Raw genomic sequence first — 16,325 nt, forward strand, 5'->3', positions numbered from 1 at the left:
ATACCGTTACTTGACCACGGTATCCAGAAAAGTATTAAAAATGACTGGATCCCGCGATCAAGTCGCGGGATGACAATTAAAGAACAAGATATTCCTTTAAAACATCTTGCAGCCAAAGAGCTCGTTGCTAATCAAATATCTCTTTTTAAGGCACGTACGCAAATAGCAGAAAAGCATGGTAATATTTACCCTAAAGCAGAGCAACTTCAGACTAATATACTAAATAGCCTTGGGTTTGAGTTAACTTCTTATCAGCAGCAAGTAATAGAAGAGATAGAAAGAGATCAGGCTAGCAGTATTGAGATGATGAGATTACTGCAAGGTGATGTTGGATCAGGTAAAACTTTAGTAGCACTGCTTACCATGGTAAATGTAGCAGCTTCAGAATTTCAGGCAACCTTAATGGCTCCGACTGATCTACTTGCCAATCAGCATTATGAGTTTTTTGTTAGAGCTTTGAAAAATACCGATATAAAAATTGGATTACTTACCGGTAAAATACTCGGCTCGGCTAGAAAAAATATTATGATGCAGCTTGGAAATGGTGAAATTGATATATTAATTGGCACTCACGCTTTATTTCAAGAAAAAGTAAATTTCAAGAAGCTCGGTTATATAGTGATAGATGAGCAACATAGATTTGGTGTACAACAAAGACTTGATCTAATAAGTAAAGGCATAAACCCCGATGTTTTAGTTATGACCGCAACACCAATTCCAAGAAGCCTTGCCCTCACTATTTTTGGGGATATGACTATATCTAAACTTCAAGGAAAGCCAAAAAATCGTTTGCCTATTGCTACAAACACTATATCTATTAATAAAATTGAACATATTATAGAAGCGATAAATAAGAAGCTTATTGCAGGCGAGCGAATATATTGGATATGTCCATTGATAGAGCAGTACGATAAAGAAAAAACAGAAGAAGATAGCCTATTAATGGATGTAATGAATCGTTTTAATTCGATTGAGAATATTTATAAGGGGTGTACTGGTATTATTCATGGTAAGATGAAAAATGAGCAAAAAGATGCTGTAATGAAGCAATTTAAGGGTGGAGAAATTAAGATATTAGTTGCAACAACTGTTATTGAGGTTGGGATAGACGTGCCAGAAGCAACTTTAATAATTATTGAAAATGCTGAAAGGTTTGGGCTTGCTCAGCTCCATCAGCTGAGAGGTAGAGTAGGGAGGGGCAGTTTACAATCATATTGTATATTGCTTTATAATCCTAAAAGACTTGGTAAAGTTGGGCGTGGTAGATTTGAGATAATGAAACAAACTAATGACGGATTTTATATTGCCGAGCAGGACTTAAAACTTCGTGGTAGTGGCGAAATTTTAGGCGTAAAGCAAAGCGGTGAGATGGATTTTTTCTTCGCTGATTTAGCAAGGGATTATGACCTGTTACTTAAAGCTAATAAGTTTGCTGAAATAGGAACAAAAGGTGATGCAGAGTTTATTAATTTCCAAATTAAACTATTTGCAAAATCGCAGATTAGTGAGCTGGTGTAAATATATTATTTGCTTTTTTTCTTTATTGTTGGTAATATGCGGTTTGTTGTCATCCTGTGATTTATTCACGGGATCTAGTTAAAAATATCAATATTATTGATATTTTTAGTTATTTTTCTGGATACCGTGGACAAGCAACTAGATGACACTGAATATCGGCTGGGTAGCAAAGTGGTAATGCCGTGGACTGCAAATCCTCTATTCGTCGGTTCGATTCCGACCCTAGCCTCCATCTAAAATTAAAAATTTTATGGAATTTATTTCACAATTCCTAGAAATGTTACTCGCTGAGCGAGCATTATCAAAAAATTCCATACTTAGTTATAAGCGTGATTTATTAGATTTTCGTAATTACCTTGCCAAGCAAAAGCTATCAGAATTAAATATTACTGCTGAAAATATTAGAAATTGGATTGAGTATCTAGCAGAAAATGGTTTGCAAGCTCGTTCTATTAACAGAAAAATATCAACTATAAAAAGTTATTATGAATTTTTAATTAGTGAAAACCATACTAACTTAAATCCTTTACTAAATATAGATTTACTAAAATATCAGAATAAACTTCCTGAAATATTATCCATAGATGATATTAAGTCATTGCTTGAATATTGCTCGCAAGATATTTCACCTGAAAGTATTCGGCTTAATGCAATGATTCATCTGCTTTATGCTAGCGGTCTTAGAGTGTCAGAGCTAGTTAGTCTCAAGCTTAGTGATATTCTAACTAATAAAATGTCAAGAGAAGTGAAAAAAATATTTTCTGTGCTTGGTAAAGGTAATAAAGAAAGAATTATAGTAATAAATGAGCAGGCTGTTAATAGTCTTGTTAAGTATTTAGCTGTTAGAGATAATTTTGTAAATAAAACAAAACCAAAAAATTTGATTTATTTATTTCCCTCTTCAGCTATTGCGGGTTATATGACTAGACAAAATTTTGCTATTCTCTTAAAATCAGCTGCTCTTTATGCAGGACTTAATCCTGAGAATATTTCCCCACATGTATTGCGTCATAGCTTTGCAAGTCATTTACTTGAGGGTGGAGCAGATTTAAGAGTGATCCAAGAGCTGTTAGGTCATGCTGATATCTCTACTACTCAAATATATACCCATCTTCAAACCAACCATCTTAAAAAAGCATTGTTACATCATCCCCTCAGTAAAAATTAAAATATTTTAACTTTTATACAAAATCATTATAATAAGAGTTTTGGGTCATGATGAGAATAATAATATGACTTATGAGCTACTATTATGAAGTTTCAATCACATAGTTGATAAAAATTTATAGTAATTAGTTTATTACATATTTAATATAATTGTGTCATTAAGTTATTACCATATATGCTAAAAGAATCAAAATTTTATTACAAATAAAAATCTAGCAGATTTAGTTATTGAAGAGTTAGAAAATAAGGATTTTGATTTAAAAGTTTTAGAAAAAATACAGCAAGCTTTAGTACTGCAAGTAAGCAAAAGCAAAGAGAAGCTTTTATATCTATTATAGATACAAATCTTAAAAATGAGCAGTTACATAAATTAAATAGGGCAGTAATGGAACATGCAGGCGAGCTAATGCCAACTAATGATCCAAATTTTGTTTGTCGTACTACTGATAATAAAATTTGGGGAGAATTATTATTGGAAGCAAAACGTCATGGTATGAAAGCCGAACTTAACTCTAAGTCAGAATTACAGTCTCTTAATGTCAAAAATATACCGCAAGAAATATTAAACCATTATTTCATTCTCAAACAAAAATTTTATCCTCAAAGAGATTCTAAAGATTCAATAGATAATAGAATTGCTCAAAGTATTAATTTTCTGCTATATGCTCCCCTTTTTCGAGGAACAAAAGAATACGAAAAGTTATCTGATATGGATAAACTGATTGCAGAAGGTGACATACGGAGCCCTAACGGTGGATATGTTCAAAATTTGGTAGAGAAAAAAATAGATCATATGTAGAAAAGCATGCTAATACGCAAGAAAGATATGAAAATAAAAAAAATGAAGAAAAAGAAGCTGAAATATCTTCAATAATTGAAACATCAATAAAAAAGTTAGAACAAAACAAAAAAATAGCTATTGAAGGTCAGCAACGAGAGAAAATTAAGAGACATATATCTAGATTTTTAGAAGAATTTTCAATTGAAGTACTAACTTCTAACAAAAAAAAGTTAGTAGATATAATCCATCAAGACCTTTATCAAAAACGATCTGTATGGTCAAAAATAGTTAATTATATCGGTATAAAATATTATAAAATTTCAAAAGAAAAGTAAGCGTCTTGTAAAGGCGGTCTAGTAAATAGTGAGCAATACATATTATTCTATAGTGGCATAAGCAAAGGATAATATAGTATGAAGAATATCAAAATCCCCACTATTACAGAAAAACAAAAGAACCAAATCATTAGTGAATCATATAAAACAGGATGTATTATATCCCAACTTGCAAAATCTTATGGAATATCTGTTAAAACATTATACAGTTGGCGTAGTAGACAGAAGAGTGACAAGATCCAAAAGGAAGTATCTAATAATTCAAATAATCAATTTGTTGAATTATCAGTACACCACAATGAGCATATAATATTAAATAAAGCAGAATTAGTATTTAATAATTTTTCTTTGTTACTTGAAGGCAACATTAAAAGTACAAAACTTCTGGAGATAATCAAAATACTGGAGCTACAATGTTAAATTTGTCTTCAGAAAGTAGGATATATCTTTGCACTGGTTGTACGGATATGCGTAAGGGTATTAACGGTTTATCAATATTGGCACAATCGATATTATTACATCAGTTTCATAAGAGTATTTTATTTGTTTTTAGGGGTAAACAAGCAGACAAGATAAAAATATTATGGTGGGATGGTCAAGGTTTTTGTTTGTATTATAAATGTCTTGATAGTGGTAAGTTTACATGGCCTAAGGTTGATGAGAAGCAATCTATTAGCATTACCAAGGCACAATTATCAATGTTAATAGAAGGTATAGATTGGCGTAATCCAAGATGGTCTAATAGACCTGAATATATTGGATAAATTCGCTTTAGTTTTAGCAATGTAGTTTTAATTTCAAATATATACTTGATAATTTAGTCTATAAAGTTTTACTATAACAATTAGTCATTTTTATAGTGTTTCAGTAAGAAGTAGCTGGAGTTGCTATTTATAAAAAATGGCTTCTGTAAAGGTTGGTACTTGATTTGAGATACTGGGATAGCATTTGTGATTAATAAAAATTTACTATCAGAAATAGAAGGGTTGCATCAAAGTGTTGCAACATTAAATCTTGATATAGAATCATTGGTCATTAAAAATAAATTTCTTAATGCAGAAAATAGGTCATTAACTGAAGAAAATAATAGTTTAAAGGAACAATTGGCGTTATTAAAATCTAAACGATATGGTAAATCATCAGAAAAGTTAGAGCGACAAATACAGAATATTGAGCTGAGAATAGAGGAAAATGAGCTTATTTCATGTTTTAAAAGTAAGATCGATCATATTGCATTAAATCATGATCAAGTTGCTGTAGATAATCATAATAGTCATCAACAACCAAAACGTCAAAAGTTACCAGAGCATTTACCAAGAGAAGATATATTATTAGAAGTTGATAATCAATGTACTTCTTGTGGTGGAACAAAATTTCGTAAAATAAGTGATGATATTTCAGAAACATTAGAATATGTTCCGTCATCATTTAAGGTTATGCGGCATATAAGACCACGCTGTGTTTGTACTAATTGTGAACTAATAGTACAAGCTTATCGTCCATCCAAAGCTATTGATAAAGGTAAGGCTGGTGCTGGATTACTAGCACATATATTAATTCAGAAATATTGCAATCATTTACCACTATATCGTCAGTCACAAATGTATCAAAGAGAAGGTATAAACCTATCTAGAACCACTATGGCAAGTTGGGCTGGTCAATGTGCTAAACTACTAGAGCCAGTAGCAGTAGCAATTCAACAATTTATATTTTCTGGTCAGCAAATACATGGTGATGATACGCCAGTAAAAGTATTAGCTCCTGGCGTTGGCAAAACAAAAATTGGTAGAATATGGACCTATGTATTAGATGGTAGAGGTTATGGTAGCGAAGCTCCTATTGCAGTGTGTTATTTTTATAGTCCTGATCGGAAAGGAGTAAGGCCCCTAGATCATCTTAAGAATTTTACAGGCACTTTGCATGCTGATGCTTACTCTGGTTACAACCAATTATATATTAATGATGAGCAATCAAGCAATAAAATAGAAGAGGCAGCATGTTGGGCTCATATGCGTCGTAAATTTTATGAAATAACAGTCGCAAATGATAAAGCAAATATAGCGATTGCCATATTGGAGAAGATTGCTGAAATTTATAAGATTGAAAATCGAATTAGAGGTCTAGATCCTGATGTAAGAGTTAAGGAGCGACAGCAAGAATCTAGGCCACTGACTGAGAAATTATTTATAGGCTTCAGGAAAGCATATGAGCAACTGCCCAAAAAAAGCAGTACAGCAAAAGCTATTTTTTATGCTTTGAACAATCAGAAAGCTTTAATGAAATTTTTAGATAATGGCCAGATTGAAATTGATAACAATGCTGCAGAACGTGCTATGCGTTCAATCGCGATAGGACGAAAAAACTGGTTGTTTGCTGGCTCAGATAATGGGGGACATACTGCCGCTATTATCTATTCGATTATTGAAACCGCTAAATTAAATAATATCAATCCTTGGAAATATTTACAAAAAGTACTTGAGATCATTCAGGATTATAATTCTAAGAAAATAGTAGATTTATTACCATGGAATCTTAAACTGGAATAGTCACATTTTGTCTAGACCGCCTTTACAAGACGCTTACAAAGAAAACCTTAAAAATATAAAAGAAATAATAGGTAGTAAATTTGTTATTTTACTACGAAGCCAGAAGTACGAAAACAGTTAGAACAGCTTTCAAAAGAGCTACATAAATCAGGTGCAGTAATATCTTCAGTGGATAAAGATAAGCAGAAAAATCTAGAAGAATTAAAGGAAAATTTTAAAGAATTGAAAAAATTAAAAAAACCAGTATTGCCGTCGAAAGTTAAACAAACTAAATCTAAACCAGATCCTAATCTGCCTAGAATTTAGAATTTTTAAAAGAGGATATGTTCTAAGCCATAAATAAAAAAATTTATGCTACACTAGAAAGACGTGAGCAAGACTTAAAAATGTGAGGAAACCTAAAGCATCGGTTAGGGTGGTTAGGAAGACGCCAGAGCCGGCAGCTGGGTCAATATCGAAATAGTGCAGTAATATAGGAATAGCAGAACCAAATAACCCTGCTACCAGAAAGTTTAAGATTACAGCAATAGCGAAAATTACGCTAAGATTAAGATCCATCAACATCACAAAACTAAGTCCTGCACCGATAATTGCTAACACAAAGCCGTTAAAACCCGATACGGCTATTTCTTTCAAGATTATTTTACTTACGTTACTATAATGAATATCTTTATTGGCAAGTGCTCTAACTGTAACTGTCATAACTTGTGTACCTGCGTTGCCGCCCATAGACGCTACTATAGGCATAGTAGCAGCAAGTGTTACAAGCTTTGCAATAGTATCGTTAAAATGATTAATAATAAGTGATGTCAAGCAGGCGGTAATTAGATTAACAAACAGCCAAGGAAAACGATGTTTTACAGTATAAAAGAAATTAAAAAAGGTATCTTGTGTATGCACACCGCTTAGCGATAATATATCCTTTTCGGCTTGTTCTTCAATAATATAAATTATATTATCAATAGATACGCTACCAATTAATTTACCATTTTTATTGACCACCGGTACTATAGTTAAAGCATATTGTTTAAAAATAAAACTGAGTTCATTTAAATCGGTGAAACTATCAGCCAGTTTAAAATCTTTACTCATTAAATTTTTTACTAACTCATTTTTTTCATGCTTAATTAAAGTACTAAGAGAGATGATACCGATAGGGCGTAGTTTATTGTCTGTAATAATAGCAGCGTGGAAGTCATTTTTGACAGTTTTTATAAAATTTAATGACTCTTTAACGGTCCAATTTTCTTGAAGATTAACAAAGTCTCGCTCTATTACCCTTCCTACTGTATTTTCTGGATATGTACACCCAATAGTAATTTGATGTTTTTTTTCTTTAGAAAGATTGCTTAATATTAAATCTTTAATATCATCATCTAAATCAATTACAACTTCAATAGCATCTTCTATATCTAACTTATCAATTAATTCTGCTGATTTTTTTATACCAAGAGTTTCTATTATTAAAGGTTTGCTGTAAGCATTTAATGAAACCAAAGTTTCAGGTTTAATTTTGTCTTGTAGTAGGGGAATAATTATTTTATAGGTTTTAGGACTTAAATTATCTAAGAAATCAGCTAAATCAGCATAATGAAGTTCTGCAAGCCTACTAGCTGCAGCACTATAATTATGATCTTCTAATAAATCATTAATTTGATCAAAAATTTCAGCAAATTGATCATGATGATCAGGTAATATGCTTTTGAACATACTGAAATTAGGCATAATCCCTTACCTATAGTCAATTGATTTGAAATTTGTGCTTCGTTGTTCGTCGTCTCGCCTATTATTATAGGCGTCGCTCCTTACGCCTGTCACAAAATTTAACTGAATTGACTATACATAGTCTGGCTTGCAGACCTATTTAGTTATAATTAATTTATTGGTTAACTAGGCTTGACGTAGAATGGTGTACGATTTGTTAATCAGCATAAATTACAGTACACAAATAAGCAATAGTTTTTTAACTATATTCAATAATATATAAAAATTATATCTGAATATCTGATAAATTATGACTGTCAGATAAGTATTCAAGATATAAGATTTCATTGTTCTTTTCAATAGCTAATTTCTTACTATCCTTAAAAGTTTGCATAGGCGTTTTACCATAACAATATTTTCCTGAATGTGGTCGCTCATTATTGAAATGCTCTAACCAAATATCAAGATCTAATTGTAAATCATCAAGATCAGTGTAGATCTTTTTCCACATAGCTGTATCAAAGAATTCTTGTTTCATGGTTTTATTAAAACGTTCACACATACCATTTGTTTGAGGAGAATATGCTTTAGTAATAGTATGTTCTATACCTTCGATACTTAGAAATAATTCAAAAGCATGATGCTCTATATTTCCCTTATATTCTGACCCGCGATCTGTCAGAATACGAAGTATTGGTATGCCTTGAGTTTCATACCATGGTAACACGCGGTCATTAAGCATATCAGCAGCAGTTAAAGCTGTTTTATCAATATATAGTTTAGCATCAGCTACTCTGCTATAGCTATCAATAAATACCTGAGAATAAACCTTACCTATACCCTTAAAATTTCCTACATAATATGTATCTTGGCATCCTAGATAACCTGGATGCTGTGTCTCAATCTCGCCATGGGCTTCTTTTTCGCTACGTCGTTTCTCTAGTACTTGTAACTGAGATTCAGTAAGTACAATATAGCTTAATGCGATAAGGTAGTGACTTTTTTAAGAGCATAGTAAACCGCATCAAAAAAGTGCTCAAAATTAGAAACAGTTTTTCTTATTTCGTTCTTGATTTTAAACCAGTAATGCTCAATAGGATTTAAATCTTACTATTACCCACAATTATAAAATGCTGCTAGAGTATTCACTGATCATTTTAAATAAGAAGGATAGGCGATATGCAAGATATAGTAACATACGGGATAAATATATCAAGCACTGGTTGGTTAGAGAATGAGCTCAGGCATGTTGACTTTAAAGATAAAAGACTTATAAATCGGCTTATTAAAACCAGTAACTTACTTGATAGCAAAGCATCCGGCACAATAAATCAAAGTTGCAGATCCTGGAAAGATGCGAAGGGAGCTTACAGACTATTTAGCAATGATAAGTTTGATATAGATGAAGTCTATTCTTCGCATCATGTGGAAACACAAAATAGAATCCAAGGCAAAAATTTAGTGTTTGCAATTCAGGATACAACTTACCTGGATTATGACACTCATATTAAGACAAAAGGGCTAGGCAGTATCTCCAAAGCTTATACAAAGCACAAACAGGGTCTTATTATGCATAGTACTATTATAGTGACGCCAGGAGGTCTGCCTTTAGGCCTTACCTCTCAGCAATGTTGGGCACGTATCGCAAGGGAAGAGGATCAGAAGGAAAAAGCAAGGCGTAAGTATATCACTCACATCAAAGATAAAGAAAGCTATAAATGGATTAACGCGTTTGAGGAAACAATTGCCAATATTCCTGAAAATACTAGAGTTATTACGGTTGGAGATAGAGAAGCAGATATCTTTGATTTGTTATGGAAAATTGAAGAATCAGCTGCAGAATTTGTAATTCGCAACAGACAGGATAGGAAATTTATTTGCCCGGAAAATGGTAAAACAAAAATACAAACGAAAATAAGTAAGCTACAGTCCAAGAAAGAGATTAGACTGAAAATCCCAGGCAATGGACTTCATAAAGCAAGAAAAGCAAATGTTGAAATTAAATACACATATGGGCACATACCAATTAGGTCTGTATCTTTATATGGCCCTGAAAATACTGCAGGAGTTTCGCACTTAGAGCCTGTCTTGAAAGTGTATTGAGAACAAAAACAATACACTAATTCATAGCAAGCAGTTTACAATTTGTATAAAAAAGCAGTAATTTTGCTAAAAATTGTAAATTTTTTGATACATCAAACAGTGCTAAAGTAATATGTTGCAGTACTATTTAATGAGCATATTCGTCTTTCAAGATAGGCTCTTAGCAAAGAATATGGTAATCTAGAGAAAAATAGTTTTAGATAAAAATGACAAGATCAAAATGTAGCAAAGATTTATATCAATCGTTTTTACAAGCAAGTAGTGTAAGATATACTGGCAAAGCATTATCTGAAGTAAGCCCAGTAGATCTATCGCACGATAGTGCAAGTCGATGGTTAAAGAGTAAAGATTTTCGCCCTAGCGAAATCTATAGCAAAGTGTCAAAATATCTTGATCTAGAGGAGCCTTGTTTATTAGTAGGAGATGACACCTTATTGTCAAAGCAATACAGTAAGAGGATCGAGCTTGTAAAGTATCAATATTCTGGGGCTGTACATGATGTTATACCTGGTATAGGAATGGTAAACTTACTGCATTACAATACTCAAATTGATCAATCTACTCCTGTAGATTATAGAATATATGATAAAGAAACTGATGGCAAAACAAAGAACGAGCATTTTTGTGATATGCTTACTTTAGCTAAAGAAAGAGGTATCAATCCTGATGCCATAGTCATGGATGCTTGGTATAGTGGTTTGGATAATTTAAAACATATACGTAATTTAGGTTGGATATGGGTTACTAACCTAAGAAGAAATAGAAAAGTTAATCGTAATGTTAGCTTGGACACTTTGGAGATTCCCGATGAAGGGCTAAAAATTCATCTACGTGGATACGGTTGGGTAACGGTATTTAAGTTTGTGGCAAAAAATGGTCGCATTGATTACATAACAACTAATTTAGAAAACCCTACACGTGAGCAAATAGAGAAAATTGTTAAGGCACGTTGGTCTATAGAAGTTTATCATCGAGAATTAAAACAAACTTGTGGTATTGAAAGCTGTCAGGCACGCACGGGTCGAGCTCAAAGAAATCATATTTGCCTTGCTGTATTGGCATGGCTTGATATGAACAAAAGGAGGATAAATGAAAAAATTACTTTATATCAACAAACTTGGGAAGTTATAAAAACATCAATTCAGAATAACATTAGATGGCTTCTAACTGATATGCAATTTTCCTAAGTGCGAAACTCCTGTACTGATCACAAAATCAGTGACAAATTAGCTGTTTATGTTGTAAGCGCTAAAGAAATTAATGCCCCTGTTGGAGTAGAGGCAATCGATTGGACTATACTGACCAACATCCCCGTGAGTAGCTTTGAAGATGCTGTTGAGCGTATAACTTGGTATAAGCTAAGATGGAAAATAGAAGAATATTTTAGAGTTCTGAAATCAGGATGCAAGATAGAAGCCTCTCGCTTATCTGCCGAAACAAAGCTACAAAAATTAATTGCCATAAAAAGCCTCATTGCTTTTAAAATTTTATATTTATCAAAAATAGCCTCAACTTGTCCTGAAGAGAGCTGCGATAGCATACTTACCACCCAAGAATGGAAAACGCTTTATATGCGCGTGCACAGAACAAATAATACTCCTGGCAAGCCTCCAAATATAAAAGAAGCTATTATTTTGCTTGGTAAATTAGGAGGCTTTATGGCAAGAAAGAGTGATGGGTTGCCCGGAGCAATGTCTTTATGGCGGGGATATGAAATCCTTCAAGAGAGCGTAATGATGCTATCAATTGTTAGTGGTAAAATTTGTGGGTAATAGTAAGGATTTAAATCAGGAGAGTAAGTTGGTAAAAATAAAATACTGCAACCAAAAGATTCAATTAACGTTTTCACTTTTGTACTTTTATGAAAATTAATATTATCCATTACTACTATCTGACCAGGCTTTAACTCTTTGATCAATATCTCTTGTACATAAGTTTCAAAAATGTCCTTATTACATGTCCCATCAAATATTATTGGGGCAATAATATCTTTGGCAGACACCCCAGCAATCATACTAATCAGTGATTTATGTTGATAGACCCTTTCACCATAACATCTTTGACCGATAATGCTCCACCCGTGTTCTCTACAGCTATTATCTTCTATCCCAGATTCATCGATAAATACTAAATCTTGTTTGTCTATAGTTTTTAGTTTCAATATAAACTCATTCCTTAGACCAACATCTCTTTTGGGATGAAGAAAAGTTTTTTTTATAACTATAACCTAATTTATTAAGCAATCTTGATATCGTACTTGCAGATACTTTTTGACTCCAGTTGTTAGCTAGTTCCATGGTGGTTTTATCAAAATTTAATTCTATAAATTTTTTAAATCCCTCTATGTCTCTTATTATTCTACGATGTCCTGTATGATAACCACTTTTTGCTTTGATATCGCCGGTTTGTTTCTTTAATTTTTTCCATTCTATTATAGTCTTCCTACTAATAGAGTATATCTCAGAAGTCTCTTTTATTGTTTTACCATCTGTTAAACTTTTTATTACTCATATTCTTAAATCGTATGAATATGCCTTTGCCATAAGTTTTTCATTTAGTATAATCTAACTCATACTCTAAGTCACTATCTTATCGCATTAAGCTATACCTTTTAAGACCTCTAGGAGCTTTAATATTTGGATATATAGGAGATCATCTGGGGCAAAAAATAGTAGTGATATTAACCACTATTTTAATGGCTGTAACTTGTGTAATTATAGGAAGTATTCCAACATATGCACAGATAGGAATAACAGCATCTTGGGTTCTTACTATTTGTCGTGTAGTTCAAGGAATGTCGGCTACTGCAGAATCTAGAGGGGCTGAATTATATTTGACTGAAAGCTCAGCTCCACCTATTCGGTATCCATTAGTAGCCTTAATAACTGTTTTTTCTGCAGTTGGTACTACAGTAGCACTCGGTATTGCAGCAATTTTTACCAATCAAAATATTTATTAAAATGAATCAAGTTGGCGTATAGCTTTTTTTGTAGGAGCAGGTATTGCATTTGTTGGTACTATAGCACGAACCAGCTTAAAAGGGACTGTTGCGAGATGAGAGGGTAGCAGGTATAATAAAAAAATAAAAAATATGTTTATATGTCAGAGTATCAAATGCTAATGGTAAGTTTAGATGAGTTAGTAAATGCGGATCATCAATATCGTAAATTCAAAAGTTTATTCAAATTCAAAGCAGTTGAAGCTGAGTTATTAGCATTAGAATGCGAAGCTAATTATAAAGGATATGGTATAGAGAGGCTGTTTAAATGTTTGCTGCTACAATTTATGGAAGACTTATCTGATCGGGAATTAGAACGTTATTTAGCTGATAGCACAGCGGCGAAATGGTTTTGTAATTTTGCTCTTACAGAAAAGACACCTGATTATAGTGTATTTAGTAAAATACGTAAAAAAATAGGTACTAATTTACTATCAAAAATATTTACAAAATTCCGCGATCAACTACGAGTACAAGGCTATATGGGTGAAGTATTTACCTTTGTAGATGCTTCTCATTTAATCTCAAAAGCTAATCTCTGGGAGGAACGTGATAAACTAAGAGCACAAAAATATGATAATTTGTAGATGCTTCACCCATATAGCCTTGTACTCGTAGTTGATCGCGGAATTTTGTAAATATTTTTGATAGTAAATTAGTACCTATTTTTTTACGTATTTTACTAAATACACTATAATCAGGTGTCTTTTCTGTAAGAGCAAAATTACAAAACCATTTCGCCGCTGTGCTATCAGCTAAATAACGTTCTAATTCCCGATCAGATAAGTCTTCCATAAATTGTAGCAGCAAACATTTAAACAGCCTCTCTATACCATATCCTTTATAATTAGCTTCGCATTCTAATGCTAATAACTCAGCTTCAACTGCTTTGAATTTGAATAAACTTTTGAATTTACGATATTGATGATCCGCATTTACTAACTCATCTAAACTTACCATTAGCATTTGATACTCTGACATATAAACATATTTTTTATTTTTTTATTATACCTGCTACCCTCTCATCTCGCAACAGTCCCATAATATTTGATGATACGGTGTTAAACAAAAGGAACACAAAGAAAATAGAGGTTGCTAGATCGCAGTATAGTGGAGCTACAGGTGGAGTTACTACCGGTATAGGAGTAGTGAGTCTTGTATATTATAACCCCGATATTGATAAGTTTTGGGTAATAGATTATCGCATTTTTTCACCTGATCATGATGGAGCGACGAAACTAGATCACCTACTAAAGATGTTCAATAATGCTGTTTATAGTAAAAAGATTCCTTTTCAAACTGTACTTTTTGACACATGGTATGCTACACACAAAATTATGCAACATGTTGACTCCTTGGGCAAATATTATTATGCCCCTATTAAAGCCAATAGAAATGTTAGTAAAACGTGTGATTACGAGCCTTATAAAGCTGTTAGCAAGTTGACGTTTTCAGATGAAGAAATTAAGAATGGAATGGAGATTCATATAAAAGGATTTGCCAAAAATAAGCATGTTAATTTGTTTAAATTTACTGTTTCTACCAACAGAGTTGATTATGTTGTTACCAATAACAAAACTCAAAAATCTTCTAAAGCTGCACAAGATGAGTTTGGCTTGCGATGGGTAATTGAGAGCATGCATAGAAAAATTAAGCAACTGACTGGTATAGAACGTTGCCAATGCAGAAAACAGCGTATCCAACGTAATCACATTAGTTGTGCATTTCTAGTTTGGGCTTTTCTCAAAAGAACTGCAAATAAAATAGGTAAAACGGTCTACCAAATAAAGTTAGGGCTTTTAGATGACTATATGCAACAACAGCTTCGTTCTCCATCTTTACGATATTTAGAACCAAACATAGCGTAAGTTTTGAGAGTATATCTCAGAAGTCTCTTTTATTGTTTTACCATCTGTTAAACTTTTTATTACTCGTATTCTTAAATCGTATGAATATGCCTTTGCCATAAGTTTTTCATTTAGTATAATCTAACTCATACTCTAAGTCACTATCTTATCGCATTAAGCTATACCATCCTGAGCCATCCTTGCTTCTAATGCTTTAAGCCTTTTATTGATATTGTTTAAATCATTACGTAACCAAATTGATCTCACTCCTCCAGGTGATACAAGTATACCGCTCTTCTTAAGCTCATTTGATACTCGAATCTGTCCATATGCTGGATATTCTATTGCCATATCCATTACTGCCTTCTCTATCTCTGGATCAACTCTATTCGCTATTATTGGCTTCTTCCGGCTAATCTCATACAACGCTTCTTCACCACCAGTTTCATACAGTTCTTTAAATCTGTAATAACTATCTCTACTATATCACATCGCTTTACATGCTGATGATATGCTACCAAGACTCTTAGCGAGTTCTAGTAATCCTAATTTTGGCTTTATTATTTTTTGATTTAAGTTCATTTCTTATCTCCATTTAATAATTAATTTATTTTACTAAATGTAAGATAAAATCTCAACTATTACACGTATGACACCGAGGGCGTTTTTTGATCCACGCGGGCAATGTCTTCCCGCGTAGGCGGGAATCCAGTATAAAGCGAGATAACCTAAACTTTTAATCTCTTAGGGTTTAATTCCCCGAAGGTCTGCTTCGTGATATACTAGATGCATGGAAGAAAGCAGTTATATACATAAAAGTGATAATGTCACAGTACTAATATATCATTTAGTAACACCGGCAAAGTATAGAAGAGTAATATTCAATGAGGAACTAGACGATTATTTATGTAAAATTTGTGAGGACATAGAAGCTCGTTATGAAATTAGATTTTTGGAAATAGGAGTAGATAAAGAACATGTACATTTTTTACTACAGTCAATACTAATGTATAGCCCAACAAAAATAACTCAAATCATAAAAAGTATTACATCTAAGGAAATGTTTAAGAAATATCCAAATCTTAAAGAAAAATTATGGGGAAGTGAGTTTTGGAGTAAAGGATATTTTATGAGCACAGTAGGTAAACATGGTGATGAGCGGAAATTACGTAATTATGTAAAAAATCAAGGTTCAGGCAAACCTTCTTATAAAGCATTTCAACAAAAACAGTTAAAACTTTTTGGATAGATACCTCGTAGCTCTGCTGCGAGGAGTATCATTTTTAAAAACAGAAGTAACCTTTGTGAATTTAATTGGTAACGAAG

The 16,325-nt window shown here is 32.7% G+C and carries 15 protein-coding genes, 1 tRNA gene and 6 pseudogenes; 15 read left to right on the forward strand and 7 right to left on the reverse strand.

Features of this window, described 5'->3' with window-relative positions:
* Nucleotides 1-99: 99 nt before the first annotated feature.
* The 8 genes and pseudogenes from ACOAL3_RS02025 to ACOAL3_RS02060 form a co-directional block, all read left to right on the forward strand.
* Nucleotides 100-1,518 (forward strand): annotated as a pseudogene (locus ACOAL3_RS02025) (ATP-dependent DNA helicase RecG); the annotation flags it as partial.
* 157 nt (nucleotides 1,519-1,675) lie between these two features.
* Nucleotides 1,676-1,750: transfer RNA gene (locus ACOAL3_RS02030), tRNA-Cys, on the forward strand.
* An 18-nt stretch (nucleotides 1,751-1,768) separates the two neighbouring features.
* The gene (locus ACOAL3_RS02035; protein ID WP_395476291.1) at nucleotides 1,769-2,686 is read left to right on the forward strand and encodes a site-specific tyrosine recombinase XerD; all 918 of its coding nucleotides are present in this window, start codon (nucleotides 1,769-1,771) and stop codon (nucleotides 2,684-2,686) included.
* Between the two features lie 196 nt (nucleotides 2,687-2,882).
* A pseudogene (locus ACOAL3_RS02040) lies at nucleotides 2,883-3,795 on the forward strand (DUF5410 family protein); the annotation flags it as partial.
* An 84-nt stretch (nucleotides 3,796-3,879) separates the two neighbouring features.
* Nucleotides 3,880-4,221 carry a transposase gene (locus ACOAL3_RS02045; RefSeq protein ID WP_419235247.1) on the forward strand — a complete coding sequence of 114 codons (342 nt, stop codon included), beginning with the start codon at nucleotides 3,880-3,882 and terminating at the stop codon, nucleotides 4,219-4,221.
* On the forward strand, nucleotides 4,215-4,565 hold the full coding sequence (gene tnpB / locus ACOAL3_RS02050; protein ID WP_419235248.1) for an IS66 family insertion sequence element accessory protein TnpB: 351 nt from the start codon (nucleotides 4,215-4,217) through the stop codon (nucleotides 4,563-4,565). Before ACOAL3_RS02045 ends, tnpB begins: the two co-directional genes overlap by 7 nt.
* Nucleotides 4,566-4,751: 186 nt before the next feature.
* On the forward strand, nucleotides 4,752-6,347 hold the full coding sequence (gene tnpC / locus ACOAL3_RS02055) for an IS66 family transposase (RefSeq protein ID WP_419235249.1): 1,596 nt from the start codon (nucleotides 4,752-4,754) through the stop codon (nucleotides 6,345-6,347).
* A 168-nt stretch (nucleotides 6,348-6,515) separates the two neighbouring features.
* Entirely contained in the window at nucleotides 6,516-6,653 is a 138-nt protein-coding gene (locus ACOAL3_RS02060) for a hypothetical protein (protein ID WP_419235250.1), read from the forward strand.
* A 48-nt stretch (nucleotides 6,654-6,701) separates the two neighbouring features.
* Here ACOAL3_RS02060 and mgtE read toward each other — a convergent pair whose 3' ends face one another.
* Nucleotides 6,702-8,072: a magnesium transporter gene (mgtE, locus tag ACOAL3_RS02065; RefSeq protein ID WP_419235251.1), complete on the reverse strand. Its 1,371-nt coding sequence runs from the start codon at nucleotides 8,070-8,072 to the stop codon at nucleotides 6,702-6,704.
* Between the two features lie 265 nt (nucleotides 8,073-8,337).
* A pseudogene (locus tag ACOAL3_RS02070) lies at nucleotides 8,338-9,024 on the reverse strand (integrase core domain-containing protein); the annotation flags it as partial.
* Between the two features lie 206 nt (nucleotides 9,025-9,230).
* On the opposite strand from ACOAL3_RS02070, the gene ACOAL3_RS02075 reads away from it, so the two are divergent.
* The 3 genes from ACOAL3_RS02075 (at nucleotide 9,231) to ACOAL3_RS02085 (ending at nucleotide 11,926) form a co-directional block, all read left to right on the forward strand.
* The gene (locus tag ACOAL3_RS02075) at nucleotides 9,231-10,154 is read left to right on the forward strand and encodes an IS4 family transposase (protein WP_419235252.1); all 924 of its coding nucleotides are present in this window, start codon (nucleotides 9,231-9,233) and stop codon (nucleotides 10,152-10,154) included.
* Nucleotides 10,155-10,360: 206 nt separating this feature from the next.
* The gene (locus ACOAL3_RS02080) at nucleotides 10,361-11,341 is read left to right on the forward strand and encodes an IS701 family transposase (RefSeq protein ID WP_419234551.1); all 981 of its coding nucleotides are present in this window, start codon (nucleotides 10,361-10,363) and stop codon (nucleotides 11,339-11,341) included.
* Nucleotides 11,342-11,926 (forward strand): IS4 family transposase, encoded by a 585-nt coding sequence (locus tag ACOAL3_RS02085; RefSeq protein WP_419235253.1) that lies wholly within the window; start codon nucleotides 11,342-11,344, stop codon nucleotides 11,924-11,926. It abuts the gene before it with no gap.
* Here the strand turns inward: ACOAL3_RS02085 and ACOAL3_RS02090 are convergent.
* Both ACOAL3_RS02090 and ACOAL3_RS02095 read right to left on the reverse strand, forming a co-directional pair.
* On the reverse strand, nucleotides 11,875-12,315 hold the full coding sequence (locus ACOAL3_RS02090) for an IS630 family transposase (RefSeq protein WP_419234784.1): 441 nt from the start codon (nucleotides 12,313-12,315) through the stop codon (nucleotides 11,875-11,877). The genes ACOAL3_RS02085 and ACOAL3_RS02090 overlap by 52 nt on opposite strands.
* A 7-nt stretch (nucleotides 12,316-12,322) precedes the next feature.
* On the reverse strand, nucleotides 12,323-12,658 hold the full coding sequence (locus ACOAL3_RS02095) for a helix-turn-helix domain-containing protein (protein ID WP_419235606.1): 336 nt from the start codon (nucleotides 12,656-12,658) through the stop codon (nucleotides 12,323-12,325).
* A gap of 101 nt (nucleotides 12,659-12,759) precedes the next feature.
* Between ACOAL3_RS02095 and ACOAL3_RS02100 the strand changes: the two are divergent.
* Both ACOAL3_RS02100 and ACOAL3_RS02105 read left to right on the forward strand, forming a co-directional pair.
* A pseudogene (locus ACOAL3_RS02100) lies at nucleotides 12,760-13,194 on the forward strand (MFS transporter); the annotation flags it as partial.
* A gap of 59 nt (nucleotides 13,195-13,253) precedes the next feature.
* Entirely contained in the window at nucleotides 13,254-13,739 is a 486-nt protein-coding gene (locus tag ACOAL3_RS02105) for a transposase (protein WP_419234524.1), read from the forward strand.
* Here the strand turns inward: ACOAL3_RS02105 and ACOAL3_RS02110 are convergent.
* Nucleotides 13,684-14,133, reverse strand: coding sequence for a transposase (locus tag ACOAL3_RS02110; protein ID WP_419235254.1), 450 nt, complete (start codon nucleotides 14,131-14,133; stop codon nucleotides 13,684-13,686). The genes ACOAL3_RS02105 and ACOAL3_RS02110 overlap by 56 nt on opposite strands.
* A gap of 44 nt (nucleotides 14,134-14,177) precedes the next feature.
* Here ACOAL3_RS02110 and ACOAL3_RS02115 point away from each other — a divergent pair.
* Nucleotides 14,178-15,020: pseudogene (locus ACOAL3_RS02115) on the forward strand (IS701 family transposase); the annotation flags it as partial.
* Here the strand turns inward: ACOAL3_RS02115 and ACOAL3_RS02120 are convergent.
* Both ACOAL3_RS02120 and ACOAL3_RS02125 read right to left on the reverse strand, forming a co-directional pair.
* Nucleotides 15,000-15,119 carry an IS630 transposase-related protein gene (locus tag ACOAL3_RS02120; protein ID WP_419235256.1) on the reverse strand — a complete coding sequence of 40 codons (120 nt, stop codon included), beginning with the start codon at nucleotides 15,117-15,119 and terminating at the stop codon, nucleotides 15,000-15,002. The pseudogene ACOAL3_RS02115 and the gene ACOAL3_RS02120 sit on opposite strands and share 21 nt — an antisense overlap.
* 60 nt (nucleotides 15,120-15,179) lie before the next feature.
* Nucleotides 15,180-15,581: pseudogene (locus tag ACOAL3_RS02125) on the reverse strand (helix-turn-helix domain-containing protein); the annotation flags it as partial.
* Between the two features lie 208 nt (nucleotides 15,582-15,789).
* Between ACOAL3_RS02125 and tnpA the strand changes: the two are divergent.
* Nucleotides 15,790-16,248 carry an IS200/IS605 family transposase gene (tnpA, locus tag ACOAL3_RS02130; RefSeq protein ID WP_419234838.1) on the forward strand — a complete coding sequence of 153 codons (459 nt, stop codon included), beginning with the start codon at nucleotides 15,790-15,792 and terminating at the stop codon, nucleotides 16,246-16,248.
* Nucleotides 16,249-16,325: the final 77 nt, after the last annotated feature.

Source organism: Rickettsia endosymbiont of Nabis limbatus, from assembly GCF_965196655.1.
Classification (GTDB): domain Bacteria; phylum Pseudomonadota; class Alphaproteobacteria; order Rickettsiales; family Rickettsiaceae; genus Rickettsia.

Bases quoted from the DNA above. Each gene is read 5' to 3' on its own strand.
- ACOAL3_RS02045 (WP_419235247.1), top strand. From the start codon at position 3,880: ATGAAGAATATCAAAATCCCCACTATTACAGAAAAACAAAAGAACCAA.
- ACOAL3_RS02035 (WP_395476291.1), top strand. From the start codon at position 1,769: ATGGAATTTATTTCACAATTCCTAGAAATGTTACTCGCTGAGCGAGCA.
- ACOAL3_RS02080 (WP_419234551.1), top strand. From the start codon at position 10,361: ATGACAAGATCAAAATGTAGCAAAGATTTATATCAATCGTTTTTACAA.
- ACOAL3_RS02120 (WP_419235256.1), bottom strand. From the start codon at position 15,119: ATGGCAAAGGCATATTCATACGATTTAAGAATACGAGTAATAAAAAGT.
- mgtE (WP_419235251.1), bottom strand. From the start codon at position 8,072: ATGCCTAATTTCAGTATGTTCAAAAGCATATTACCTGATCATCATGAT.
- ACOAL3_RS02105 (WP_419234524.1), top strand. From the start codon at position 13,254: ATGTCAGAGTATCAAATGCTAATGGTAAGTTTAGATGAGTTAGTAAAT.
- ACOAL3_RS02075 (WP_419235252.1), top strand. From the start codon at position 9,231: ATGCAAGATATAGTAACATACGGGATAAATATATCAAGCACTGGTTGG.
- tnpB (WP_419235248.1), top strand. From the start codon at position 4,215: ATGTTAAATTTGTCTTCAGAAAGTAGGATATATCTTTGCACTGGTTGT.
- tnpA (WP_419234838.1), top strand. From the start codon at position 15,790: ATGGAAGAAAGCAGTTATATACATAAAAGTGATAATGTCACAGTACTA.
- ACOAL3_RS02110 (WP_419235254.1), bottom strand. From the start codon at position 14,133: ATGTCAGAGTATCAAATGCTAATGGTAAGTTTAGATGAGTTAGTAAAT.